30 protein-coding genes are annotated in these 24708 nt (G+C 37.0%); 4 read left to right on the top strand and 26 right to left on the bottom strand.

Translation table 11 applies throughout. The features are described from left to right. Positions 1–21: 21 nt before the first annotated feature. The 3 genes from msrB to rsgA form a co-directional block, all read right to left on the bottom strand. Entirely contained in the window at positions 22–462 is a 441-nt protein-coding gene (gene msrB, locus ACJ004_RS22140; RefSeq protein ID WP_410895309.1) for a peptide-methionine (R)-S-oxide reductase MsrB, read from the bottom strand. Continuing rightward, on the bottom strand, positions 459–995 hold the full coding sequence (gene msrA, locus ACJ004_RS22135) for a peptide-methionine (S)-S-oxide reductase MsrA (RefSeq protein WP_410895308.1): 537 nt from the start codon (positions 993–995) through the stop codon (positions 459–461). Before msrA ends, msrB begins: the two co-directional genes overlap by 4 nt. A gap of 133 nt (positions 996–1128) precedes the next feature. After that, positions 1129–2196 (bottom strand): ribosome small subunit-dependent GTPase A, encoded by a 1068-nt coding sequence (gene rsgA, locus ACJ004_RS22130; RefSeq protein WP_410895307.1) that lies wholly within the window; start codon positions 2194–2196, stop codon positions 1129–1131. A 343-nt stretch (positions 2197–2539) separates the two neighbouring features. Here rsgA and ACJ004_RS22125 point away from each other — a divergent pair, with 343 nt between their 5' ends. After that, positions 2540–3295, top strand: a complete 756-nt coding sequence (locus ACJ004_RS22125) for a DUF4397 domain-containing protein (RefSeq protein WP_410895306.1) — start codon at positions 2540–2542, stop codon at positions 3293–3295. 31 nt (positions 3296–3326) lie between these two features. Here ACJ004_RS22125 and ACJ004_RS22120 read toward each other — a convergent pair whose 3' ends face one another. The 6 genes from ACJ004_RS22120 to ACJ004_RS22095 form a co-directional block, all read right to left on the bottom strand. Next, complete coding sequence (locus ACJ004_RS22120) at positions 3327–3905, bottom strand: YpmS family protein (protein WP_410895305.1); 579 nt, start codon at positions 3903–3905, stop codon at positions 3327–3329. Then, entirely contained in the window at positions 3906–4730 is an 825-nt protein-coding gene (locus ACJ004_RS22115; protein WP_410895304.1) for an SGNH/GDSL hydrolase family protein, read from the bottom strand. Between the two features lie 111 nt (positions 4731–4841). Then, positions 4842–5420: an SCO family protein gene (locus ACJ004_RS22110; protein ID WP_410895303.1), complete on the bottom strand. Its 579-nt coding sequence runs from the start codon at positions 5418–5420 to the stop codon at positions 4842–4844. An 81-nt stretch (positions 5421–5501) separates the two neighbouring features. Beyond that, complete coding sequence (locus ACJ004_RS22105) at positions 5502–6668, bottom strand: Ger(x)C family spore germination protein (protein ID WP_410895302.1); 1167 nt, start codon at positions 6666–6668, stop codon at positions 5502–5504. Beyond that, on the bottom strand, positions 6652–7773 hold the full coding sequence (locus tag ACJ004_RS22100) for a GerAB/ArcD/ProY family transporter (RefSeq protein WP_410895301.1): 1122 nt from the start codon (positions 7771–7773) through the stop codon (positions 6652–6654). Before ACJ004_RS22100 ends, ACJ004_RS22105 begins: the two co-directional genes overlap by 17 nt. An 11-nt stretch (positions 7774–7784) precedes the next feature. Then, a complete protein-coding gene (locus ACJ004_RS22095) occupies positions 7785–9302 on the bottom strand; it encodes a spore germination protein (protein WP_410895300.1) in 1518 nt (505 codons plus the stop codon). Positions 9303–9504: 202 nt separating this feature from the next. Here ACJ004_RS22095 and ACJ004_RS22090 point away from each other — a divergent pair, with 202 nt between their 5' ends. Continuing rightward, positions 9505–10395 (top strand): MBL fold metallo-hydrolase, encoded by an 891-nt coding sequence (locus ACJ004_RS22090; RefSeq protein ID WP_410895299.1) that lies wholly within the window; start codon positions 9505–9507, stop codon positions 10393–10395. Between the two features lie 38 nt (positions 10396–10433). Here ACJ004_RS22090 and ACJ004_RS22085 read toward each other — a convergent pair whose 3' ends face one another. The 6 genes from ACJ004_RS22085 to ACJ004_RS22060 form a co-directional block, all read right to left on the bottom strand. Beyond that, positions 10434–11276 (bottom strand): DegV family protein, encoded by an 843-nt coding sequence (locus ACJ004_RS22085; protein WP_410895298.1) that lies wholly within the window; start codon positions 11274–11276, stop codon positions 10434–10436. A gap of 139 nt (positions 11277–11415) precedes the next feature. Then, positions 11416–11667 (bottom strand): DUF2535 family protein, encoded by a 252-nt coding sequence (locus ACJ004_RS22080; RefSeq protein WP_410895443.1) that lies wholly within the window; start codon positions 11665–11667, stop codon positions 11416–11418. 697 nt (positions 11668–12364) lie between these two features. After that, positions 12365–12982, bottom strand: coding sequence for an LPXTG cell wall anchor domain-containing protein (locus ACJ004_RS22075; protein ID WP_410895297.1), 618 nt, complete (start codon positions 12980–12982; stop codon positions 12365–12367). A gap of 76 nt (positions 12983–13058) precedes the next feature. Continuing rightward, on the bottom strand, positions 13059–13646 hold the full coding sequence (gene sipW, locus ACJ004_RS22070; protein WP_410895296.1) for a signal peptidase I SipW: 588 nt from the start codon (positions 13644–13646) through the stop codon (positions 13059–13061). Positions 13647–13672: 26 nt separating this feature from the next. Then, a complete protein-coding gene (gene tapA, locus ACJ004_RS22065; protein WP_410895295.1) occupies positions 13673–14533 on the bottom strand; it encodes an amyloid fiber anchoring/assembly protein TapA in 861 nt (286 codons plus the stop codon). Between the two features lie 185 nt (positions 14534–14718). Further along, complete coding sequence (locus ACJ004_RS22060; protein ID WP_410895294.1) at positions 14719–15315, bottom strand: TasA family protein; 597 nt, start codon at positions 15313–15315, stop codon at positions 14719–14721. Between the two features lie 281 nt (positions 15316–15596). Between ACJ004_RS22060 and ACJ004_RS22055 the strand changes: the two genes are divergently transcribed. Then, positions 15597–15959, top strand: a complete 363-nt coding sequence (locus tag ACJ004_RS22055; protein WP_410895293.1) for a helix-turn-helix domain-containing protein — start codon at positions 15597–15599, stop codon at positions 15957–15959. Between the two features lie 18 nt (positions 15960–15977). Here the strand turns inward: ACJ004_RS22055 and ACJ004_RS22050 are convergent, their stop codons facing one another. The 4 genes from ACJ004_RS22050 to ACJ004_RS22035 all read right to left on the bottom strand — a co-directional run bounded on the left by ACJ004_RS22050 (position 15978) and on the right by ACJ004_RS22035 (position 17730). Beyond that, positions 15978–16205, bottom strand: a complete 228-nt coding sequence (locus ACJ004_RS22050) for an AIR synthase-related protein (RefSeq protein WP_410895292.1) — start codon at positions 16203–16205, stop codon at positions 15978–15980. Further along, on the bottom strand, positions 16174–16371 hold the full coding sequence (locus ACJ004_RS22045; RefSeq protein WP_410895291.1) for an AIR synthase-related protein: 198 nt from the start codon (positions 16369–16371) through the stop codon (positions 16174–16176). Before ACJ004_RS22045 ends, ACJ004_RS22050 begins: the two co-directional genes overlap by 32 nt. Before the next feature lie 233 nt (positions 16372–16604). Further along, positions 16605–17348, bottom strand: coding sequence for a twin-arginine translocase subunit TatC (gene tatC, locus ACJ004_RS22040; protein WP_410895290.1), 744 nt, complete (start codon positions 17346–17348; stop codon positions 16605–16607). A 187-nt stretch (positions 17349–17535) separates the two neighbouring features. Then, the gene (locus ACJ004_RS22035; RefSeq protein ID WP_218350058.1) at positions 17536–17730 is read right to left on the bottom strand and encodes a twin-arginine translocase TatA/TatE family subunit; all 195 of its coding nucleotides are present in this window, start codon (positions 17728–17730) and stop codon (positions 17536–17538) included. A 321-nt stretch (positions 17731–18051) separates the two neighbouring features. Between ACJ004_RS22035 and ACJ004_RS22030 the strand changes: the two genes are divergently transcribed. Then, positions 18052–18291 (top strand): hypothetical protein, encoded by a 240-nt coding sequence (locus ACJ004_RS22030; protein WP_410895289.1) that lies wholly within the window; start codon positions 18052–18054, stop codon positions 18289–18291. A 79-nt stretch (positions 18292–18370) separates the two neighbouring features. Here the strand turns inward: ACJ004_RS22030 and ACJ004_RS22025 are convergent, their stop codons facing one another. The 7 genes from ACJ004_RS22025 to ACJ004_RS21995 form a co-directional block, all read right to left on the bottom strand. Further along, positions 18371–18865, bottom strand: a complete 495-nt coding sequence (locus tag ACJ004_RS22025; protein ID WP_410895288.1) for a dihydrofolate reductase — start codon at positions 18863–18865, stop codon at positions 18371–18373. After that, positions 18862–19656, bottom strand: a complete 795-nt coding sequence (locus ACJ004_RS22020) for a thymidylate synthase (protein ID WP_410895287.1) — start codon at positions 19654–19656, stop codon at positions 18862–18864. The genes ACJ004_RS22025 and ACJ004_RS22020 overlap by 4 nt, the downstream gene beginning before the upstream one ends. 55 nt (positions 19657–19711) lie before the next feature. Then, a complete protein-coding gene (locus ACJ004_RS22015; protein ID WP_410895286.1) occupies positions 19712–20419 on the bottom strand; it encodes an anthrax toxin lethal factor-related metalloendopeptidase in 708 nt (235 codons plus the stop codon). Between the two features lie 135 nt (positions 20420–20554). After that, positions 20555–21133 (bottom strand): TerD family protein, encoded by a 579-nt coding sequence (locus tag ACJ004_RS22010; protein ID WP_410895285.1) that lies wholly within the window; start codon positions 21131–21133, stop codon positions 20555–20557. A gap of 34 nt (positions 21134–21167) precedes the next feature. Then, on the bottom strand, positions 21168–21779 hold the full coding sequence (locus ACJ004_RS22005) for a TerD family protein (RefSeq protein ID WP_410895284.1): 612 nt from the start codon (positions 21777–21779) through the stop codon (positions 21168–21170). A 46-nt stretch (positions 21780–21825) separates the two neighbouring features. Next, positions 21826–22929: a toxic anion resistance protein gene (locus tag ACJ004_RS22000; protein WP_410895283.1), complete on the bottom strand. Its 1104-nt coding sequence runs from the start codon at positions 22927–22929 to the stop codon at positions 21826–21828. A gap of 3 nt (positions 22930–22932) precedes the next feature. Continuing rightward, complete coding sequence (locus ACJ004_RS21995) at positions 22933–24570, bottom strand: YceG family protein (RefSeq protein WP_410895282.1); 1638 nt, start codon at positions 24568–24570, stop codon at positions 22933–22935. Between the last annotated feature and the right edge of the window lie 138 nt (positions 24571–24708).

Raw genomic sequence — 24708 nt, 5'->3', positions numbered from 1 at the left:
AAAGCCGCAAAGCGCGGCTTTTTATTTTGCTTCAAATAGCTTCATAAACTCCCCGTACCCTTCCTCTTCCAGTTTATCTTTCGGAATAAACCGTACGGCGGCAGAGTTGATACAATAACGCAAGCCTGTTGGGGCTGGTCCGTCATTAAATACATGTCCTAAATGAGAATCTGCCGATTTACTTCTTACTTCTGTCCGGGTCATATAATGACTGAAATCAGCTTTCTCAATCACTTCTTCATCTTGAATTGGTTTCGTAAAACTCGGCCAGCCACAGCCAGCATCGAATTTATCCAATGAACTAAACAGCGGTTCCCCTGAAACAAGATCCACATAGATGCCCTCTCTCGTTTCATTCCAATACTCATTTCGAAACGGTGGTTCCGTACCATTATTTTGAGTGACTTCATATTGAATCGGTGTTAATTTCTTTTTCAATTGTTCTAGGTCTTTGTTGTTCACTTTTTCTCCCTCCAATGACTTTGAATAAAGCCAGCTCGTCCTGAGCCTACATGATAGGATTCATAATGGGCACGATTTTTCTTATAATATTGCTGATGATAATCTTCCGCTGGATAAAAAGTCTTTGCAGGCAAGATCGGTGTCACAATTGGTTTGCTAAACCGGCCGCTTTCCTGTAATGCTTGCTTCGACTGTTCAGCAAGCTTCTTTTGGGCCTCATCTTGGTAGAAAATCGCCGTTTGATACGATTGCCCTCGATCATAAAATTGGCCACCTGGGTCGGTAGGGTCAATTTGCTGCCAAAATAACTCCAATAATTTTTCATAGGGAAATATCTCTGGATCGTAAGTAATTTGAACGGCTTCATAGTGACCGGTTGTATCTGAGCATACTTGCTGGTACGTCGGGTTCTCTACCGTTCCCCCTGTGTAGCCGGAAATAACACTTTTAATCCCTGGCTGTTCATCAAATGGTTTTACCATACACCAAAAACAACCACCGGCAAACGTTGCTACTTGATATTGCTTTTCCACATTCCCACCCCTTAACTTTCATTTACTTTGAGTATGAGTATACAGAAAGTTTTCCTAAAAATAAAATTTGCTGTTCAAAAAAAGCTGAGCAAATAATGGTCGACATCACAACACTTGCTCAGCTTTCATAATATTAATAGCTTTTTCGCTGTTTCATTTGTTTATTAATACTTTTCCATTGTTTTTTTGCATCCGCTTGGGCACGTTTATCGGCCTTTCTTTCGATAAACGCTAATTCCTTTTGCAGTTTATTATAGCTAGTTAACCGTTCAGCCGCCACCAATCCCTCTTCAATCGCATTCACCACTGCACAGCCAGGCTCATTCTTATGTTGACAATCCCGATAGCGGCAAGAGGAAGCGAGTTCTTCAATTTCTGAAAAGGTCTCAGTTAAACCGTCTGTGCTTTCCCAAAGCTGCAATTCCCTCATCCCTGGTGTATCAATTAAGACACAGCCGTTGGGGAGAAGGATCAGTTCACGGTGCGTCGTGGTATGACGTCCTTTATCATCTGCCAAGCGAATATCCTGAACTGCCTGTTTTTCCTCTCCTAAGAGACGATTAGTTAATGTCGATTTACCTACACCAGAGGATCCAAGCAAGGCAATCGTTTGTCCCGGCTGTATGAAGGGTTCTAATTTCTCAAATCCACTCATCGTTTCAGCACTAATCGCAATAACGGGAACGCCTCCCATGCTTATTGCTTCAACTTCAGATAATTTACTCTCAAGATTCTGACAAAGGTCTGCCTTACTTAAAATGATAACAGGATTGGCCCCACTTTCCCAAGCTAGCAACAGATAGCGCTCCATTCTTCTTACATTCAAATCTTCGTTCAGTGAATTGACGAGAAAAACAGTGTCGACATTGGTCGCCACAATTTGTTCCTCTGCGGTATGGCCTGCAGATTTTCTTGAAAACTTACTTTTCCGAGGCATGATCGCCAATATGGTACCTTTTCCTTCATCACACCTTGGCTTTAGAGCAACCCAATCACCAACAGCTGGGTAGTCCTCTCGGTTGAGGGCATTAAAACTAAATCTGCCTGAAACCTCACATAATAATTCACCCTGCTCTGTCCAAACCCGATACATTCGTTTGTGTTCGAGGGCGACTCGACCAAGTATCATTTCAACATTTGTATTTAAAGTATGAAAATCATTTTTTACATTTTCAGTTAAACCGATTGATACTAAATTCATTTATATTCCTCCAGCGAATGCTAATTTTTTCATAATAAAAAACCATAGGCACACACAGCCCATGGTTTTATTCGCTTATTGGAATAAAATGTACAAAGGAACCCTAACGGATCAAACATTGGGCTGTGCAAATAGCAATATTCAGATTATGAATTACTCTCATCGTTTCAATTAACATTGCACGTCACCCACTTTCAAACATATTTGTTATAAGTATATGTGTAATATTCCCATTTGTAAATAAAAAATGTAAAAATTCCAAATTTGTGCTTAAGAAGTTAGACACCTACCTATTTAAGCTTGAATAAATTATGGTGTAATCCAATTGATAGGAGTTGATAATATGTCCGAGAAAAGAACGCATTCCGATTATCTGCAAAGAGCAGCTATGTATGATTTGTTAGCTCAATCTTATAAATACTCATTTCCCAACTTACACATGCAGTATTACCTAAAACATATAAAATATGTGAATAAAGCAATGAATTTCATGAGAACAAATCCTCAACAACCGTTACAAAGAGAAGCGTATGTCCGCGTCCTTCACACCTCCCCAGATTCCCCTAACGTTGATCTTTATATAGATGGGAAACGAGTAATACGGGACTTACCCTTTAAAAATGTAAGTAGTTATCTACCGTTAAAAGCTGGAAAACATCATATCGATATTTACCCGGCTGGCAACATGGTCGACAGCGTTTTAAATAAAAAGATTACGGTTGAACCTGGAAAAGCATATACACTTGCAGTGATTGATTCTGTTAAGAAAATGCGCTTATTAGTTTTTCAGAATAAACCAAGAGTACCAGTAAATGAATCGAAGGTTCGCTTTATTCACTTATCACCAGATACCTCGCCACTTGATATTGCGGTCAAAGACAGGGATGTAGTTTTCCCAAAATTATCCTATAAGCAGGCAACTGAATATTTAGGATTAACACCAATGACAGTTGATTTAGAGGCAAGGGAGGCTGACACAAAGACCGTGTTATTGCCGATGCCGAGGGTACAGTTTATGCCTAATGAAAGTTATACGATTGTTTTTTTGGGTTTAGCAAATAACGAACCAGAATTTCAATACATCAAAATTAAAGATTAAAAAAATAGGTGTCTCTACTATAACGAGGCACCTACTTCACTGGAACTAAAATCGTAAAAGCAATGTCATCCTTTTTCAAATTAAATTTATCCGCCTTTAGTGTAATATCACTTTTTAATTTCAATTGCTGCATATTAACATAGATCAGTTTATCTTTTGGTCTAATTTCGACACCCTTAGGAATCTTATAATTTTCACTAATAAAATTAAGAACGTACGAAATAGGAAGATGTAAACTGCCGATTGTCATTGATTTCTGTCTTAATACCAAATCGCCGTTTTCAAGGGCACTAGGATTAAAAGTTAACTTCATATTTAATTCCTCACTAAAAAACGGCAAGGTTCCATACAGTTCCACCTCATTGCCAAGAATGACTTGATAATCGATGGAAGAATCTGCAGCCTCTTCTTTTAAATAATGATTAATCAACTTATTTAAATCTTCCTTATTTGAATTAACGTGAAACGAAACTTGTTCTCCCACTGGCCCTTTTAATTTACTTGTTTGCGGACCTTTTGACGGAAACATAACCAGGGACAACATAATAATAGCGAACAAAAGGTTGATTCCTAACAAAATCAGGAATCCAACTTTCCATTTGTTTTTCATCTAATTCTCCTCTGTATTGACCATATATGGCGTTTTATCCAAACCTGGTAATACTTGTTCTGCCAAGGTCTGGTTCAACCTTTGTGCTATCAACTCATAGCCTTTGTCATTTGGATGAAAATTATCAGTATATAAAAGGTCTTCATTTGCCTTTAAAAATATATCTTCTATGGGAACAAAATAGGCATTAGGGTAATGGGCAATGACCGCTTGGCCTGCCTTATTCCAATCAGCAACAATCTCATCCAACTCTTTAATTTCTGAAAACCATTTAGAAAATGGATTGTAAAGCCCCACTAATACAATTTGAGCATGGGGATTTCCCTCCACGATAAGGTCAATAATTTGCGTTAAATGTTTCTGATACGATTCTTTTTCGTCTCTAAACGTGGATAGTTGAAGGTTTTCAATATTATCCTTCATTACCTTCATAATATCGTTTCCGCCGATCGTTAAGATAACCAAATCAGACTTTTGGAGCGCAACCTTCATTTCTGATGTTTTCAGTCTTTTTAACAATTGAGTTGTCCGATTGCCTTTCACACCATAATTATAAAAATCTACCTCTTTGATTCCCTTTTCTTTTTCAAGCATTGTTTTTAAATATGGTAAGTAGCCGCCTTTGTTTGAACTATCACCTATCCCTTGGGTGAGTGAATCTCCAGCAGATAGTACTGTTATTTTCCGAGGAACAAAGTCAGCAGGGACCTGTGCAAAGGCCTGTGCAGCTGTTTTCTTTTCAGGATGTAACGCCCATTGGTCAACTTGATTACATGAACATAAGAATAATACCGAGAGAATTAGAAGGGGGAATAGCTTTTTCATATTTATTTCACCTGCCCTCTAAATTATCTTTATTATAGCACGGCATGAATCATTCAAAACAATATGTACTATATCCTATTCCTGCCAAAAAAAATAGACCCGTCCAAAGGTCTATTGCAATGCTTTCATATCATGAACGATTTCATCAAAGGGAACATCCTTGTACCCATCATACGATTTTCTTACATGTCCTTGTTGGTCTAATAAATAAAGGGAGGTCCCATGAATGACCTGATTACCCTCTTGAGGCTTTTTAACCAGTGCTTTGTAATTTTTCAGGGCGAAGTTTTCAATAAACTCTTGTGAGTAGCCAGTTAGAAAAGTCCAATTCTTAAAATCTACTTGGAATTGCTCCGCGTACCGGGTCAATACTTCCGGGGTATCTACTGTTGGATCAACGCTGAAAGAAACAAATTCAACATTTTTCAACCCTTCATCCTTGACCATTTTTTGTAATTTAGTCAGATTAGAGGTCATCGGTGGACATACATCTGCACAACTTGTGAAAATAAAGTCTGAAATCCACACCTTACCCTTTAAATCCTTTGATCCAAAGGATTTATTGTCTTGATTTGTCGCAGTAAAATCCTTAACAGGCCAATCGACGGCATTTTCAATTTCTTTTTGTCCACATGCCGTCATTATAAGAGTTGATAAAACTAAGATAAATAATAAAAACCGTGCTTTCATACAATCACCTGCAACCTTTTTTCTTTTCCATTTCGTGATTAGTTTAACAAAGAATTGAAAAAGAAGAAAGCAAATGGTTTGTTAATCAATCACTCCGGTTCGTTTGATCGTATTCTCCACTTGAACATCAAAGGTAGCGTCCTTATATTTCCTGTCCCACTCTTTTTTCGTAATCGTTCTTCCTCTTAAATGTGCTTCGTATTCATCCCCAAATCCGACGGGATCAATTCCTAATTCCTTAAAATGAAGAAGTAACTGTTCTATTTTCTTTTTCATTGTCTGATTAAACCTTTTTTGAAGTAGTTTTATGGAAGCAGGTTTCCCTAATTCTAAGGCTTGTGTCATCTCTAATACCCTTGAATCTACTTTAACATTCACTTTAAAGCGGAGGTTTTTTTTATCGACTAATTTAATTTTCGTCTTGCTCCGAATATTTTCAATCGTGACATATATTTTACTGAATATTGGTTTCTTCGTATAATTTTCATTTTTCAAGATGATTTTTTTTAATTGTTCGGTCTTAAACCCCATTTCTTTTGTACCTGCTTTATATTTATCCACTAATATTTTTAAATAAAAAAGATCCCCTTGTTTCAATTCATCAACTAAACGGTCATCTTTAAATAGACCTACCCCAGAAATAATCACATCTTTCCCCTTACCTTTTAGGATAGGGAGAACAGGGTCCTTGCCAATATCATAATAATTATGGTTAAACTCATGTAGGGTCGGGGAGATAATTTGTTCCCCATCCACATTTTGTTTAATTAAATTGTATATATATGTACCCAGGTTTAAATTACCTTTATTTTTATTTTCAATTTCCATTATTTCTGAAGCAGATTGATCTGCAACCGTTAAGTAGACCATATTCCCAATTGCTGCATCACGATTTAACGTATCAACGAGCTGGATAATCCCCTTTTGGGCTAACTCTCGACTGTAAACAACCGAACGGAGCTGTCCTGAAACCAGCTTTTGGTTAGATTGAAGATTTTCTTCTTGTCTTAATCCTTTGCTTGTTTTTGCATAGGATGTGATTACTTTCGTTGCTGCTTTTGTCATTGGATCAAATTTTTGAACGACTGCAGTTCCTCTGATTTCATTTTTCCCTTCCATATCGTAACCTTGCGTTGTAATTAGTCCTAATTTTTCAAGAGGCTTTTGCTGAACACACCCAGCACTGAGAACCATCGTTATCAAACAAACTGACAAAAGAATGAGTTTGCTATTATGAAGCTTCCGCACTTGATTTCTTCCTCCTTAGGAACCATTTTTTCACCAATACGAGCACTGAAAGGAGTACAGGATAACAGAAGGCAGATAAAAAACCTAGTTTTGCAACAAAATCAGTCAATTCATTCATTTGATACCTTGCTTTAATAAAAAACGACCCACCCCAAACAAGGATGCCGATGATCCATATCCCTCTTTTTTGTTTCCATTTAACAATTCGACTAAAGCCCTTAGATGCAGCCCATAAATAACTGCACATGTTTGGCAGGATGACTAACATCCAAAATGAAACGGCAATAAATTCAAATCGTTCTAAATTTGGTAACCTAACAATTTTAAACATCGATAAAACTGGCCAAATGGTTCGCGCTAACCCATTTTCTGCAAAAAACGTAATACACACCATGGTAATTGCTGTGAAAAGAAAAGTTGTATATAAATTTCCTATTTGCGAGTAGAGAAAAACCTTCTTTTTATCCTTCACATATGGATATAAAAACATCAGTAGTTCAAAGCCCATGAGTGACAGAGATGTTTTATAAACACCATTCACAATGTGCTTCAAATCTGTATTTAAAAGAGGAAGCAGATTTTTAGGATCTGCATACTGCATAGGGACGAAGAGGATAAAAATCATCCAAACAGTCCCTAAGACTGATATGAAAGCCACTCCGACAATAATACGAATGCCGCCATTAACCGCGTAGATGGTTAAGAGGATCAGTGCAAGAGATAGCTGCCAGGTTGGTAGTTCAGGAAAAATCCATACTTGGACAATTTCAATATAATTCATAAGGACGACAAAAAAACTTATGCTCATATAGAACATATAAAAAATGTTCAGCGCATTTCCAAGCCATTTTCCAAACACATCTACCTGAATTCCATATAGATCCGCACTATCATATTTTTTAAGCATGAGAACCATCATTGCTAAAACAAATGCCGATAACATTCCTCCGAGAAAAACTGAGATCCATGCATCATGCTTTGATGCTAAGTATACAATCCTAGGTAACCCGACAATTCCTACGCCGGTTTGTGTAGCATGTATAAAAAACATGACCAGGAATGCATTAACCAATAATCCTTCTTTTGGATGCACATCCACTTTCATCCTGACCGCTCCTATTCATCTACATCCTTTTTTTCAACACCTTTATGTTTTGGAAAAAGTTCTTTGTCTACAGGACGATTTGTTACTGGCCGGTAGGATAAATATTGAGCCGGCAATTTAAGAACACTGTATCCTAAGTCCTTCCACCTAAAAGGATAGATAGGCATAAGGTAGGGTCTCCCCATGGTTGTTAATCTTAAAAGGTGAATTAAAATAAAACTAAACGATAACATAATGCCAATCCCCCCCCATAAACCTGCTAAAATAATAATTGGAAAACGAATCATCCGAACAGCAGTACCCATTAAATAACTTGGTGAGGTAAAGGAACCAAGGGCACTTAAGGCGATAATAATAATTAAGATATTACTTGTAAATCCTGCTTGTACCGCTGCCTGTCCAATAACAATACCACCAACAATACCCATTGTTTGACCTACTTTTGTTGGTAGTCGTGCCCCTGCCTCTCTTAATAGTTCGATGACAAATTCTAAGAGAAGAGCTTCAAGAACAGGGGGAAATGGAACATTCGCTCTAGATTGACCAAGTGAAATGAGCAATGCTGATGGAATAACCTCATAATGGTAAGTCAAGACAGACACATATGCCGGGGTCAATAATATCGAGAGAAAAATTGAAATAATTCGCAGCATTCGTAAGAAAAAGCCCATATTCCAACGCATATATATATCTTCGGTTGATTCAAAGAAACTAAGAAAGGGTGTTGGCCCATAAATAGCCGACGGGGATCTGTCCATCAATACTGCCACCCTCCCCCTCATTAAGGAAAGAGTGACCCGGTCTGGTAGTTCCGTTGACATAATTTGCGGGAAAATCGTCCAACTATTATCTTCGATTAACTGCCCCAAAACCGTTGTATCCGGTATGTAATCGAATTCTAAATCCGTGATTCTTTGCCTTAAGGTATTTACATTCTCCTCATCTGCAATATCTTTAACATAGACAATTTTTCCAGGTGTTTTAACCCTTTTTCCGATCGTGATATCTTCCATGCACAATTGTGGATCTTTCAAATTACTCCTGATAATATTTAAATTTCCTATTAGGGATTCTGTAAAAGAAATCTTTGGGCCATATACAAGCGACTCAGTTTCTGCCTTTTCAAGAGATCTTTCCACGGTAGTACCGACATTGGCAAGAATCCCATAGGGTTCACCATCGATATAAATGTACGTTTTTCCTTCTATTAAAGATGAAACAATCTCTTTTAATTGATTGGCTACAGAAACTTCTGCAACCGGCAAGATCTGCGCAAGGCTTTCCGTTGTCCATTCGTTTTGTGTATTTTGTTGAATTGGTAACAATACAAATTCATCAAAGCTGGTTTTATCAATCAGGCTGCTTAAAAAGCAGATAACAATCTTCTTCCCATTCTTTTTTAGGGTTCGAAAATTTAGGTCTGAACAATCGCCTATCTCTGCTTGCAATTCTGATTTAAGATCGTCCACATTTAAACTATGCGGTTTCTTATCCTCTGACTTTTTATTTTCTGGCTTCCGCTTAAACATTGGCAACACCTTAACCATTCAATTTTTTTTATCTTTACCAAAAAATCTAATTTTAACCAAAAGAAAGTATATGGGTGTCAGGCACCATTGATGTTTCCTAAAATGGATACTTATGTTATTATGAATGAATACTCATTCATAATAGAGTTTGCATGTTTAAATTCGGGAGTGTTACTATTAAAATCGCTTTGAGGTGATCGCAATGAATCGAATTGGTCCAATTATGATTTTGGAAGGCACAAACTATAGTAAAGTACCATTTTCACGCAGCCTATTCATCGATTGTTCGGAAAAGGTGTTGATTGATAGTGGGGCGGACGGAAGATTACTGTTAGATGTAGACAGGGAATACGGGGTAGAGTTAATAATTAATACGCACTACCATCCCGATCATACACTTCACAACCATTTGTTTACCGATGCAACAAAATTAATTAATCCGATTGAATTTGAAACATCACTTACGGTCGAAGGTGTTGCCCAAGCCAATGGTGTTTATCAGGAATGGGGGCATTTAGGTGTTAAAAAGTGGAAAAAATCTCTTCCAAAGGAATGGGTGAAAAATCTCGGGGAATTTTCAGGCACATACGAGTATGAAACAAATTATGTCTTTGGGGATGTGAAGGTAATATTTTTACATACTCCTGGTCATACCAGCGGACTTTCCTGCCCATACTTCCCTGATTTAGGTGTCGTCTATGTTGGCGATTATGATATGACTTCATTTGGACCTTGGTATAATGGGACAGATGGAAACATCGAAGACTTCATTGCTACAGGCAAACGTCTGCTTACGCTTGATGCTGATACCTATATTACTGGGCATCAGAAAGGTATATTTTCTAATAAGGAATTTAAAAAGGCGATGGATAAATTCCTTGCAATTATTGAAAAGCGCGATGAAACCATTGATTACTATGTACGCCAAGGTATAACCTTTGAAGAACTGACGAAGATTGGAATCTTTTATCCAAAAAATAGTTTGGAAAATAACATCCTATTAACCTGGGAACGATGCGGTATTCGCAAGCATTTGCACAGACTTGGGCTTTCGATCCCCTCATCAAACACGGAATTTGTAAATAGTAAATAAAAAGGATGGTGTCAGTTCATCTGGCCCATCCTTTTTTGCTATTCAAAATAATACATTAAGGCGATTGTACCAGGCCCGGTGTGAGTACTAATGGTTGGACCAGTATAATCAATGGAAATATCCTTATAGCCAGTTAATTCCGTGATCGCATCTTTTAGCTTTGTTGATAGTTGAATTGCTTCGGCATGAACAATACCTGCACCAAGAATCGTTTTCCCTTTAACATCTTCAGCAAATTGCTTTGCCAGATATTTAACCACCTGCGAATGACTGCGGACCTTCGCAACTGGGTTGTATTCGGCCCCTTCTAGTGAGGCAATTGGTTTGATATTTAATAACGAACCAATAAACGCCTTACCTTTACCGATTCTCCCACCCTTCACCATGTTCTCAAGCGTATCTACCATAATATATAGTTTGGTATGTTCACGTACCTTATCAAGCCGAGTAAGGATTTCCTCGATACTCTTTCCCTGTTTCGCCATTTTCGCTGCTTCCTTCACCTGGAACTGGAGCGCCAACGAAATAAACATGGAGTCAATGACGGTCACTTTTGTTTTCGACATCTGGGCAGCGCTTTCAGCTGAACGAACAGTCCCGCTCATTTTGCCTGTCATGTGTATCGATAATATCTCATATCCTTCTTCTCCAAGCCGGTCATACACTTCAAGAAAGGTTCCAGCAGAAGGTTGGGAGCTTTTCGGTAATTCCGCCGAATTTTTCATCACATCAATATATTCAACTACATCTATGTCCACTCTATCTAAGTATGATTCTCCATTTATCGTTACGGACAAGGGTACAACAACTATACCAAGTTTTTCTGCCATTTCTAATGGCATGTCCATTGTTGAATCGGTTACAATTTTAATTTTGCTCAAAACAGTCACTTCCCTACTAGTACTGTTTTGTATTATACAGGTAAGTATTATTGAAAGGAATAATATCGATCACTTTTCATGTATTTTCTATAAATAAAAGAGCACCGCTGAGGTAATCCCCAGCGATGCTCTGAATGCATTAAGCGTTATTCTTTAATTCTCCTACTTTAAATAATTGTTCATAATCCGGCCATTTCATGACCTTTTTCAAATGTTCTTTAAAGGAGTAGCATTTTTTTAAGCTTTTTTCCTTGTAAATCGACGCCACAAACGTCTGTAAACGGACTTGAATCATAAAATTATAAGTGCTATTTTCTGCCAATACAGGAATGTCCATGACTTTAACCTTCTGTCCAACAACATTTTTGAACTCTAGGCTTTTGAATAACAAAATATCAATCCTCTTTTTCACCCGTTTGAATATATTATACACCCACTTGCCATCGAAATGTGTCTATTTATGCTTGGATTAAAGAAATATTTATGAATTATTAACGTTTTAGGCTGTATTGAAATTGAGTGCTGATTTCCGCTCCAGGCACTTCGCTTTCCGCGGGCGGCACGGGGAGCCTCCTCGGCGCTTGCGCCTGCGGGGTCTCCCCAGCCCCGTCCTCCCGCAGGAGTCTTCGTGCCTTACGCTCCAATCAATAGAGTCTGTTTACTCAGCCTAAATTAAAAAAAGTATAATTCCTCAATATTAAGGGAATCATACCTTTCTTGGTGAATAAGGCAATTTATAATTTAATCGAATGATTGAAATATGAACGGTTTTATTTTGGCATTTACTTTTGGGTTTTCTTGGAGATAACTGTTTTTGATTATAAATAATTGCGGTTTTGTTCGTTTAGGACTCTCAGCGTCCTGAGAGGTAACACGAGTGAGGTCAATATTACAGACTGGACAGATCCAACTGTCTATATCGCTGCTACTGAAGGATGGTTGGTGGCATTTTGGGCAGAGTTTTTTGTACATAAAGGGCAGCTCCATTCCGTTTTTTATTGGAGGACTTTTTTACCTATTTTCAAATAGTTATGTATTATGTATTTAAAATAGACCTTGACGTTGGAATTCACCTAGTCAAGATCCTTTTATAAATCGTTCTCTAATCTATGACGTCTTTTAATATAGAATTGAAGAATTGATCCTGTTAAAACTAGCACTGCTCCTGCTACTAAAATATTAAACATGTTCGTTCCTGTTTCCGGTAGTTTAGGACCGTCAACTGGTAAAGTACCACCCAAGGTTCCTTCCACATAAAATTTAAACACTACTTCACATCCAAGTCCCTGAAATTCATTTCCCAGCTCTTCTGGAACCACAACTTTAAAAAACAATTGTTCTGAATCATTTTTTGCAATGAATCTAGGATCCAATTTATTAAAATCTTTCATTTTACCCTCAAACACTATATTGTTTTTATCAGAAATCTTAAGTAATAGTTCATTATAAAGTTTCTTTGAGCCTTCTTTTAATTTAATTGAGGATAGGTACTTAAAATCTTGTTTCCCTAAATTTCGAATTGTCAATTGTCTCTCTGCCCAATCACCAGGTTTAAAATTAGAAATATTAAATAACACTTTTTCTGGTGATGTAGCAATATCTATATCTTGGTCTTGTGATGCAGCACTTGTTTTAATAATTGACGGCGAAAATATAAGAGTTAGAGCAAGTATACTAATAAACGTTACACTTATTATTTTATTCACTGTTTTTTTCTCTCCCCCTTGTTCCAGCCATTCCAGTAAAAAGTAGGTTCCACCTCTAATAAGTCTAAAGAACTAATTATACAGACTTATCAGTACTTTCAATTTCAGCTACTTTATTACCTTTATTTTCAAGTTGGGAAACTGTTTTCCAAATTGAAATACTTGCATATGCTAGGAGAACTAAACCTGGAAGTAATAATAATAATGATCCTCCAATTTTAGATTTAGTAAAATCAGCAAAATAACCAAGATAAGGAATTGTGAATCCCGAGTATTCTGCGATTACATTGTTAGATAAAACTGGATTCAAATCTGCCGTTTTATTATTATCCCCTTTTGTTTGGTAACTGACTTGCCCGCCTGTTTTTATAACCTTAGCAATTCTATGAGTGACAATAACATTATCTTCAGATTTAAAGGTAATAACATCACCTTTTTTAAACCTTGTCATGTCCCCACCTGGTTTGACTGCAATAATAGATCCTGTTTTGATTCCAGGCTCCATCGATCCAGAAAGAACTGTTTTTAATTGGTATCCAAATGCTTGTGGTTCTCCACCAGATGCTTTAGATGAAATAACAACAAAAATCATTACAATTAACACGATAAATAAAATAGAGGTTACAATATTACTAGTCCATTTTTTAATTTTTTTAGCATCCATTTTTATCACCTTTCAGTTGTTAATATTTATGGGCTCGTATTGCCGATTTCGGGATTAATTTCTGTCGAATTCAAATCATCTTGTGATGAATCAATATTGCCACTTTGATTAGTATCAGCATCTTCTGGTTCTGGATCATTTTGTGAGGGAACAGAATCGTCAGTTTGATTAGTATCATCAACTTCTGGTTTTTCTTCATTTTGTGGTGAATCAATTTTTTCAGTTTGATTTGTTTCAGAGTCTTCTGGTTTTAATGACTTATTATCATTTTCATTAATATTTTCAGTTGGCTGGGTTTCAGTTTGTTCACCTTGGTTATTATTTATCTGATTTTGTTGAGTTTCATTAGATGATTTAGTTTTACATGTGATTGTGATTGTATCACTCCATAAATCCTGACTTTCATCCTTAAAAGCATGGTTAGGTCGTTGGAAGGCCCTAAATTTATAATTACCAGGTTTAGATGCTGTATATTTTAAGGAACTCGACTTATTTGCTAATATTGGTTCTATTACTCCATCTGCAACCTTTTCTCCATCCTTTGGATTCCCTTTATCTATGTAATACACCTCATATCGGGATGGACCTTCCATATCACTGCCAGTATTTGTTAAAGTTACAGTGATTTCTTTTTGATTACAGCTTTCAAAAGTTTGATCATTTCTAGTAAATTTTAGAGAACTTTTGTCCCATTCGGTTTCCCAAGTACCTGCTTGAAAAGTTACTGTAGTCTTAGTTTCATCATTAAAATATGCCCCAGTATTGGTTGTTAAAAATCCAATGCCGAAAGTGAATATATATCCTATTCCTAAAAGTTGAGCTACTATTAGGACCTTTCTATTCTTCTTCCCGTACTTTTTTAATCTGGATTTTCGAATCTTAATCACACCCCTCATCTCCTACCGGGTAGAAATGAATCTAGTAAAATTTATCCCTACTATATGTATTTCGTAAAATCTAATTCTTATTAATACTTTTCAACTTAAAAAAAGATATGCTCTTTTCCTAAGGTTAAAAGTATTAGTTTATTTAAAAGAAAGGGGGGCAGTACCCACCCTTCCTTTTAATTTAATTATCTTGCTGTACCTGCCCCTTGTTTACCGTCAAATGTCCATTTAAGTTCTAAAGAGTCACCTTGGAATTTATTTTGATCTTGGTTATTATCAACAAATTCATACTGAACATAAAGTGTATCGCTAGTATGTGCAGCTAATTTACCCCCATTTTCTGCCCACCATGGAGTCCAAAACTTCTCTTCAATAACATCAGGAGACATTGATTTAAGGTCAGCAAGTGTAGTTGACCAAACTGGAACCTCAGCTTTATCACCATTAATTAAGAAATTAACACGGATATGACTACCGAAGTCTTCGCCAGCATTATCACCTTTTGCATCTGTAACACTATAATCTGTAGCTAAAAGGATTTTTGCAATATCTAAAGAACCATCATTTTTTAGTTGAAAAGAACGGAACATTGTATCCCCAGGCTTTAAGTTATCAACATCGATAATAGTTGTTGGTGCAGCATTTAAATCTAAAGTTCCGTTTGCAAATTTGCTAGTCGTTTCGGCTTTGTCATTGAAATAAGCATATGTACCTCCGCCAATTAATGCCAATCCTAGTGCTGCAGATGCTGCTCCCAAACCTAATTTCTTTTTAATACTCATTTTTGTTTTCCTCCTCTTATATCCTTTATATTTTTGTTATAAGTCCGTTCTAACTCTTTTTCGTTCTTAGTAGCGAACTTATAAGTTGAGTATATGCCAAAATAACGAACTTGAAAAACCTTAAAAATAGCCAAATTTTCTTAATAAAGAACGTTTTAATTGGAATATCTCATGTTTTCTCTATTTTTCTCACTATTTTGTATTTTATAAAATACCATTTGTTCTTTATAATGTACAATGTAAACTGATTTTTCTGTTCTTTATTAGGAGCTGAAGGTGATATGATCGGTCAAAAGATTAAACGGTTGAGACTGCAAAAGGGGTATTCGATTACGGAATTGGGCAGGTTGGCTGATGTATCAAAATCCTATTTAAGTCAGCTGGAACGAGGGTTACAGACCAATCCATCTCTACAGTTTTTAGTTAAAGTCGCTGCACCATTAGAGACTAGCGTTCAATATCTACTAGAAGAATCAAAGCTAAAGAAACATGAGGAAAGCGAACTAGATGAGGAATGGAAGATTTTGATTCAGCAGGCAATCGAGGATGGTTTAAAAAAAGAAGACTTTCATGAGTATCTTAACTACATAAGATATCAGTCATGGATGAAAGAACAGGACAAAAAAAACGGCCCCCATTCTTAAAAGAATGAGGGCTATTTTTTAGCAAATTCTCGGAAACATTGTTCCTGATAATCTAGTAAGCAATCGTTTCGAACCGAGCGGGGTTTCTAATAGTAGTTGGCCCCTCTCTTTACCGATAATCGAACCGATAATGACAGCGTCCTTGCCTTCTGGAAATTCCCGCAAAATACCTAGTACCTTATCTTTTTCCTTTTTTGCTACGATGATAATTGCTTTACCTTCGTTCGCCAGATAACATAGGGTCAAACCCCAATAGGTCACAAACCCCATGTACTTTTACCCTAACAGGCAGGTCGAGTTCGTTGATTTTCATCGTTACCTGAAAATCCTCGGCAATCTCAACAAGGGTCGTAGCAAAACCGCCTCTAGTCGGGTCGCGCATGATCCGGACCCCTTTTGTATACTCTAGCACTTTAGATAGCATTTGATTCAAAGATGCATATCATGAAAATAAGTAAAAACATAATTACAAGAGCATTGTAGTATAGTAGTAGGGCTTTAGTCTTGAATATTCAAAAAAGTACACAAACTATCCTTAACTACATTTTTACAATATTATCAATAATTGAGTTGAAAATATTGGTAAACACAACAAAAAAAAAAGACCTCAAGGAGTTTAACCCCTTGAGGTCTTTTGCAGTCTACTTATGCTTCGATTATCTCTTCTTCTAATTCCTCATCTTGCTGTTTTTTCAACCGTTTGCGATAGACAAATTTCGATAAATTAATGCTGATTTCGTAAAGAAGTAAGAGTGGTACAGTTACGACAAAATCAGACATAAAGTCTGGTGGTGTGATAACGATTGCGATAATAATCAGGACGAAATAGGCGTATTTACGAATTTTTGAAAGAACAAACGGATTGATGATCCCAAGTGAAGTTAAAAACATAACCACAACAGGAAGCTCAAACAATACCCCGAATGGCAGGGTCATGTTCATGATAAAGCTAAAATATCTTTCGGCTGTGAAGTTTGTGACAAACATATCTTTGCCCATGTTCACTAAAAAGTCTAACACCATTGGAAAAATTACAAAATAGCCGAAGGCTAGGCCAATAATAAATAAGAAAAATAAGGCTGGAACATAGGAAAGGGTTATTCTTCTTTCAACCGGTCTCAACGCTGGTCTGACAAACATCCAAATTTGCAATGCGAGAACAGGAATAGTTCCTGCAACAGCAACAACAGTTGCCAGCATGAAATATATCCACATAATATCACTAGGTCCGAGAACCAGTAGTTTTTGACTTCCAACAAACCATTTATAAATATCATCAACGTAAATAAAACCTACAATAAAAAAAACTACAAAGGCAAGTGCAGAAATAATAATCCGTTTGCGTAGTTCCTCTAAATGATCCACTAAATTTAATTCTTTATCATCCATGTACTTCCCCTGCCAATTTTAAAAGGTTAAAGATGAGTACGTTCATGCACTCTAGAAAGACAACTTCATATAATTAATTCGATACGAAATGTACTGATACATTCCTTAATCAAGGTGAACATGTTTTCACGTGTTCTTATAGGTTAAACTTGAAGCAGAAAAGGTGTAAGACACAATATCTCACACCTTATTTAGTCAAATTTTTCTTATCTTCATCAATGTCTTTCATAACATCATCGGTGAGTTCACGTGTAGACTTTTTAAATTCCTTCAATGTTTGTCCGAAGGCACGACCGATTTCTGGAAGTTTCTTAGGTCCAAATATAATTAATGCAAGTGTTAAAATCAAAATCAATCCTGGTACTCCGATATTTGAAAACATGGATGTACATCCCCTTTAATTGTAATATTATTTCTACTATGATTATATTACCAAAAATTCATCTTTGGTAATTTATCATTAATAATTCATAGTAAGTTCACATTTTCTAGTAAAAATAACAACTGTGTATTATTTAGTATTCCATATCACATTATAAATTACTACTGACAATTTAACAATTACCATTAATGAAGTCAATTATTAAATGTATTTAATGAACTTTTAAAATATTTTGATAACTATTTATTTTTTTGAATATAATTGGAGCATTAGGAACATATATTTTCAAAATGATAAACAATATCGATAGGATGTGATGGGATGGAATTTTCACTTTGCAGTTATGATGGAGCTCTTCCAGTAGAGATAACAATTGATGATGATAATGGAAGATATACCATTCGTAAAAGCGATCGAAGTGGGGAATATTTTAATAGCCCGTATGAATTAATTGCCTGGATTAAAACCCATTTCAACGAGGATGAATTTTGCCATCCACAAGAATTCAGAGGAATGCTGGCTAAATTAGCTGAGTACGAAATAAATGGAACATATTTCTAATCAAAAGCAAGTTAAAGCACCAGCGATTTGCTGATGCTTATTTTTATGAGATGAAAAGGCCTGTTCACAGGGTTTTCATTTATCCTCTAGGTTTTTTGTCATATATTCTAAACTCATAATCATACGGATTTTTATCATCCTTTATTCCTTTTTCATTTGAAACCAGTTCCCAGTCGCTAGGATCAAAATCAGGAAAGAACGTATCTCCTGCAAATTCATCATGAATAAGCGTAATATAGAGACGATCCGCATTTGTAAATGTCTCTTTGAATATTTCTGCTCCGCCAATCACAAAGATTTCATCGTTTTGCTTTTGGCTAAACCTTACAAACTCCTCAACCGAGGAAAAAACTGTACAATCTTCACTCTGGTAATCAGCCTGGCGAGTAATAACAATGTTCTCTCTGCCAGGAAGAACACGCCCAATGGATTCATGCGTTTTTCTTCCCATCGCAATAGGGTGGCCCATCGTGACCCTCTTAAAAAATTTTAAATCCTCCGGTAAACGCCACGGCAATTGATTATCTTTCCCGATCACTCTATTTTTGTCCATCGCGACAATAAAGGATATCATACACTAACCACTCCCTTAATGTGAGGATGTGGGTCATAACCTTCTAATGTAAAGTCTTCATACTTAAACGAGTAAATATCTTTAACATTCGGATTAATTTTAAGGGCAGGCAATGAACGAAGCTCTCTCCCCATTTGTAATCTTACTTGTTCAAGATGGTTTTGATAAATATGAACATCACCAAATGTATGGATAAATTCTCCTGGTTCGAGGTCGCATACTTGAGCGATCATCATTGTCAGAAGCGCATAGGATGCGATGTTAAACGGGACGCCAAGAAAGACATCTGCCGAGCGTTGGTACAGCTGACAGGACAATTTGCCGTCTGCCACATAAAATTGGAACATGCAGTGGCACGGCGGCAGCGCCATGTTGTCAATTTCCGCCACGTTCCAAGCATTAACCAGCAGCCTTCTAGAATTGGGATTCGTTTTGATCTGGTGAATTAACTCTGTAATTTGATCAACAGTTTTTCCATCGGCCCCTGTCCAAGAACGCCATTGGTGACCATAGACTGGACCCAATTCCCCGTTTTCATCGGCCCACTCATTCCAAATGCGGACGCCATGCTCCTGCAAATACTGGACATTCGTATCACCATTTAAAAACCAAAGAAGTTCATAAATTATTGATTTTAAATGCAGCTTTTTGGTAGTCATCAGCGGAAATCCTTCCGCCAAATTAAATCTCATTTGATACCCGAAGGTGCTAATGGTTCCCGTACCTGTTCGATCGCCCTTCACGTTTCCATTTTCAAGTACATGCTTACATAAATCTAAATATTGCTTCACCTCGGACAACTCCCTTTTATGCACATATTTATCTATTTTAACAATCAAGGGCAAATTAGTGAAGCGATAGCTGTTTCAAAAATTTAAATGTTTTCGGTGCTTTCGTCCGTAATAGTTCTTTCGTATCATTATTTAAATAGTACATTGCGAAGGTCTCTGCAAAATATTCTTCTGGATATAGAAAATAGCTGTTTCCTGGAAACAATTGCTCATGTTCCTTCTCCCACACATTCAAAAATTCTTTCGAACCACTAATCTCTCCATACACATAACGATCAATTGAATGTGCTAGTTCGTGTAATTCTAAATTTATAGAGCCGTGTCCATGCCCTTTTTCACTAGCACCGATTTTAACCAAGACCACTTTAGAACCACCAATGCCAGGAACATCATCCCAGGTTATATTCGTTGTATATCCTCTCGGAATCTTCCCTGCCAGTTGACTTGCCGTGGGATTATCCGTAAGTTTTCCAGTAAAAAGCTTCAAACTGATTCCTTTTTTATTGATTTTTTCTAAAATAGAGTAAGGGAGAGAATCAATTCTGCCTATAATGGCTGCCGTTTCTTGTTGATTAAAGTCCTGCTTTGGTAAAACAATGATTTGATCTAATAGTGCTAATGACTTATCAACTTTAAGAGATTGGTATAGTGAGGAGTTTTCCGGAAAGTCCCTTAGCAAAATACCATCATATGAAGCTTGTGAAGTAGTGATGGATGAGAGAAACAAAACAGCTATGAATAAAGCCGTAACAGATTTAAGCATAGTATCTTCCCCTAATAATTCAATATAATAATAGAATTATAACATGGGAACGCGTATGTTCGATTGGAATTTAAAAGGGAAAAGTGGTTATTAAAGGGAAAAAGCTGCCGGTAAAGGCAGCTTTTCAAATGACATTTATACTTCTAAACCATAGTTTCGGCAAAGGGCTGCTAATCCACCTGCAAAGCCGCTGCCGATTGCATTAAATTTCCAATCACCGTTATGGCGGTAGAGTTCACAAAACACAACCGCTGTCTCAACTGAAAAATCCTCGCCAAGGTCAAAGCGTAAGACCTCATTATTCGTATCTTCGTCAACCAAACGTACAAAGGCGTTGGAAACTTGGCCGAAATTCTGATATCTTGCATCCGCATCATGAATGGTTACCGTAATTGCAATTCGATGGACATGAGAAGGAACTTTACTGAAGTCGATCTTGATTTGCTCATCGTCCCCGTCACCCTCGCCCGTTCGATTATCCCCTGTATGTTCGACCGAACCTGAAGGGTGAACTAGATTATTGTAAAAAATAAAGTCCGAATCGTTGATGACTCTGCCATTAGCGTCAGCTAAAAAAGCCGATGCATCCAGGTCAAAGTCATTTCCACCATGATAACGATTCGTATCCCAGCCAAGACCAACAATTACTTTTGTTAACCCAGGGTTTGTTTTGGTTAAATCAATTCTTTGCCCCTTTGCTAAGTTAATACCCAAACGGATCACCTCTATTTGAACTTAATACTCTTTCTTAACTAAAGGAACGAACAACTTCACTAAGGCTAGCAGCATTGGTGCCGCTGCCGATTGCCGCAAACTTCCATTCATTTCCATGACGGTAAATTTCTCCAGTTACAAGACAAGTGAGCCCGCTGTAATTGTCGGTTAGATTATAGTGGATTAACTCTTGATTATTTCCAGGATTTACGACCCTGATAAAGGCATTTTTAATCATCCCAAAATGCTGCTTTCGCTTTACGCAGTCATAAATATTTACTACGAATACAAGTTTTTGGATATTAGACGGAACTCGGCTTAAATCAATCATTACCTGCTCGTCATCGCCGTCTCCATCGCCAGTTAAATTATCACCTGAGTGTTGTACACTTCCATCATTGCTTCGTAAATTACCAAAATAAATAACATCCTTATTGCTTTGGAGTTTATCGTTTGTGCCCAGCATAATAACAGAGGCATCACAATCAAAATTAGCGGAACCGCCGCCTCCGAATAAACCGCCGAATAAGCCGCCGCCACCACCGCTTTGGACTGGATCCCATCCTAAACCAACCATGATTTTAGATAATCCCGGATTACCTTTCGTTAAATCCACTCGTTGACCTTTTTGTAAATTAATAGCCAATTTAATCACCTCAATAGAATTTTAGTTAATCAAAAACAGTTATTTGTTAAGCCTGTTTCAACTTTTTAAAGTTATCTTGCAGCTGTTCTAAACGTTTTGTACCTTCAACCCGCATTCGTTTATTTTCCTCTTCAATTGCCTTTGTTTCCTGCATCCCTTTAATGATAATGTTCCAAGACTCTTCGATTGTCTCGATTTTAATGCTTGGTCCACCGGCAAGCCGCGCAATATCGGTGCTTTGCTGTGAAATGTTTTGCGCATTTTTTAAGAGCATTTCGTTTGTTCTGCGGTCAAGTTCACTCATAGAATCAGCAACTAACTTTTGCCTTTTTGCTGCCATCGCTTGAATCAAACCATTTTTAAAAATCGGGATGGTCGTAACAAACGCCGAATTAATTTTTCCAATCAGTTTAGTATTTCCTCTTTGTAGAAGTCGAATTTGAGGTGCCGTCTGTAGTGCGACCATTTTCGCCATTTCAAGATCATAGATGCGCTGTTCTAATAACTCAATCACATTTTTGAGCGAGTCCAATTGCATAGAGGCCATCTGGTCACCAGCAGCGGTCCGGGCTTCAAGTTGTGGAAGTTGATTATTTTTTAAATCCTCCACTTTTAGTTCACCCGCAACAATATATTTTTCAAGCGTCAAATAATACTGGTAATTCTGCTCATACATTTGTTCAAGCATATTTGTTGAATCGACCATTTCATGCTGATATTTGGATATTTCTATGTATACCTTGTCAATTTCTGAGCCCATTGTTTGGTACTTGCCAAACAACTTTTCAACCATTTTTTCACCTTTTTTAAAGAGCTTTCCGAAAAGTCCACCTGATGTCTTTTGGAAGTCCTTGGCATCAAATTTATCCATGATCCGGCCCAGTTGTTTAAGAAGTTCACCTGAATCCTCTACTTTTGTGGTTCTCATATTGTTTAGGATCTGATCAGAAAAACGAGAAATTTGAACGGCTGGTTCCTTCCCAAACTCTAAAACTTGAATTTGGTCACGCTCATCAATCGTACGGACCAAATTTTGAATTTCTGGTTCTTTCCGAAGCGCAAGTTTAATGTCAGAGACTTTCGTTTCTGTCAGGATGTCATCTGCACCTGCTGGCGTTAAGCCGCTTGATGGATTTGGTATAAGAGTCACTTATTAATCTCCCCTTAAATTTTTTAAGATTCCTTGAAAAAGGCCTTTTTTAAAGATAGACGGTTCTTTAAACTCTAGTTCAAAAACAACATCTTCGAGCCAATGCTTATCAAATAACCGTTCATCAAGAAAATTTTCAATATCATTATGACCGGGAGGATTATACAGAATGATATCGATCCCAAATTGATTTAATAGTAAAAGAAGAGCTGCATCGGACCTTGACAGCATACCGGTTAATTCATTATTGAAAATAATCAATTTCGGTACATGTTGGGAATAGTCAAACCTCTCAATCAACTGAATAATCGGTTTTGGCATAAAGAGGGCCTGTGTAAATAAATACATTTTTACGTCTTCTATCGTTTCCGTTGGTAAAGGCTTTAAACCTGGTTTTTCACAAATTCTTCTTACCGCATGAGCAATTCCTTTTTGTAACCCAGATGATAAAAAAGAATAGGGCCAGTAATGTGACTTCATCATGATTTCAGGATTAATTAAACCATCCTTATCAAGAGCATTTCGGTAGTGAAAGCGGAAATCACTTGTACTTGCCATCGTGATTGGCAAGCGACGGATCAGTAAACTATGTTCTAATTCAGTCAGAGATTGCAACCGGTCCCAGTACTCTTTACGATTCTTACTCACACCCTGAACTTTAGCAAAGATCGAAGGGATTTTGACTTGTCCATTCCCTACCTCAAAATCAGGCCGAATCATTGCCATTTCTTTTCCAAGAATAAAAAGTTCATCATACGTAGTTTTTAAAGTAATCGATGACGGAGTGTAATCCCGTAATTGCCATGGTTTGTAAAGGCCAGAACCTTCTTGATTTAATATGGTCTCAATTTCTTTTGAGGCTCTGTAGGCAACCGTTGCTTTACGAGTGCGCTGTGCCTTAGGAAATGGTTCTGCAGGCATCCTATTGGGGTATTCATGAGAGAATATCGGCTCATGAATCAGCCCTTTAAAAATATCCTTACCCTCTGGATGAAAAATGACGATATCACAACCAAGCTTCATTAAATAAAATAAAAAATATTGGTGACTTTTCTTAAAGTCGCCGTACCACAAAAATTTGGGCATTTCTTGTTTGGGATCTGCCTTTTCCAATACCGGCTCTAAATGATTGATAGACCATTTAACAAGATCAACAAGGACCCGCCTTAGATCATGGTTGACTAAACCTTCCTTTTCAATTCTTGCGAACAACTCGAGGGTTGCAATCATTGCTTCGCGCAGTTTCCGATGGATAACAGGCACTTTTGATTTCAATAAAAGCTGTTCTCCGTCAAGAAAAGCCGTAAATCGGTTGATGGACAGCTTTTGGTCTCGATTAATATTTATTACTTTTTGAATCGATTGAAAATGATGATTGTTAATTGTCTTATCAAGTGACTCTTCACCTAACAAATGAAGATTCCATTCCGGATTGTTCACATAATCATAGAGCTGGTTATAATAGTGATCTTGGTCGATCGGTATACCAAGGAACTTCCCAATTACTTGCCCAATGTGAATAGTTCCATTTTCTAATGAATAATCTGGCCGCTCTGGTAGTGGTTTTTTCAGCAAAGTGTGCCAATTTTCATATGAAAGGGAGACAGGTTTGGCGTTCAACTGATTATATGGTGGATTCATTCATAATCCCTTCCCTCTAGAAGCGAAAGCTTTTTTTTCAAGCGTTTAGAAAATTATGTAAGGTTTCCATAACATCATATCACAGTTAGTTCTTTGGTACATTTGTTTATACGAAACTCCTTTAAAAATGTTTCATAT

The organism is Neobacillus sp. 204 (assembly GCF_046562815.1).
In the GTDB taxonomy this organism is placed as follows: Bacteria; Bacillota; Bacilli; order Bacillales; family Cytobacillaceae; genus Neobacillus.
Note: the sequence above shows the minus strand (reverse complement) of the source record. Positions and strands in the feature narration are given on the sequence as shown.

What these genes read in the sequence shown, in the direction of transcription:
- ACJ004_RS22110 (WP_410895303.1), bottom strand. Translation starts at nt 5,420, where the DNA reads ATGAAAGCACGGTTTTTATTATTTATCTTAGTTTTATCAACTCTTATA.
- ACJ004_RS22095 (WP_410895300.1), bottom strand. Translation starts at nt 9,302, where the DNA reads ATGTTTAAGCGGAAGCCAGAAAATAAAAAGTCAGAGGATAAGAAACCG.
- ACJ004_RS21995 (WP_410895282.1), bottom strand. Translation starts at nt 24,570, where the DNA reads ATGAATCCACCATATAATCAGTTGAACGCCAAACCTGTCTCCCTTTCA.
- ACJ004_RS22025 (WP_410895288.1), bottom strand. Translation starts at nt 18,865, where the DNA reads ATGATATCCTTTATTGTCGCGATGGACAAAAATAGAGTGATCGGGAAA.
- ACJ004_RS22125 (WP_410895306.1), top strand. Translation starts at nt 2,540, where the DNA reads ATGTCCGAGAAAAGAACGCATTCCGATTATCTGCAAAGAGCAGCTATG.
- ACJ004_RS22120 (WP_410895305.1), bottom strand. Translation starts at nt 3,905, where the DNA reads ATGAAAAACAAATGGAAAGTTGGATTCCTGATTTTGTTAGGAATCAAC.
- ACJ004_RS22055 (WP_410895293.1), top strand. Translation starts at nt 15,597, where the DNA reads ATGATCGGTCAAAAGATTAAACGGTTGAGACTGCAAAAGGGGTATTCG.
- ACJ004_RS22100 (WP_410895301.1), bottom strand. Translation starts at nt 7,773, where the DNA reads ATGAAAGTGGATGTGCATCCAAAAGAAGGATTATTGGTTAATGCATTC.
- ACJ004_RS22060 (WP_410895294.1), bottom strand. Translation starts at nt 15,315, where the DNA reads ATGAGTATTAAAAAGAAATTAGGTTTGGGAGCAGCATCTGCAGCACTA.
- rsgA (WP_410895307.1), bottom strand. Translation starts at nt 2,196, where the DNA reads ATGAATTTAGTATCAATCGGTTTAACTGAAAATGTAAAAAATGATTTT.
- ACJ004_RS22090 (WP_410895299.1), top strand. Translation starts at nt 9,505, where the DNA reads ATGAATCGAATTGGTCCAATTATGATTTTGGAAGGCACAAACTATAGT.
- ACJ004_RS22115 (WP_410895304.1), bottom strand. Translation starts at nt 4,730, where the DNA reads ATGAAAAAGCTATTCCCCCTTCTAATTCTCTCGGTATTATTCTTATGT.
- tatC (WP_410895290.1), bottom strand. Translation starts at nt 17,348, where the DNA reads ATGGATGATAAAGAATTAAATTTAGTGGATCATTTAGAGGAACTACGC.
- ACJ004_RS22035 (WP_218350058.1), bottom strand. Translation starts at nt 17,730, where the DNA reads ATGTTTTCAAATATCGGAGTACCAGGATTGATTTTGATTTTAACACTT.
- ACJ004_RS22015 (WP_410895286.1), bottom strand. Translation starts at nt 20,419, where the DNA reads ATGCTTAAATCTGTTACGGCTTTATTCATAGCTGTTTTGTTTCTCTCA.
- sipW (WP_410895296.1), bottom strand. Translation starts at nt 13,646, where the DNA reads ATGGATGCTAAAAAAATTAAAAAATGGACTAGTAATATTGTAACCTCT.
- ACJ004_RS22030 (WP_410895289.1), top strand. Translation starts at nt 18,052, where the DNA reads ATGGAATTTTCACTTTGCAGTTATGATGGAGCTCTTCCAGTAGAGATA.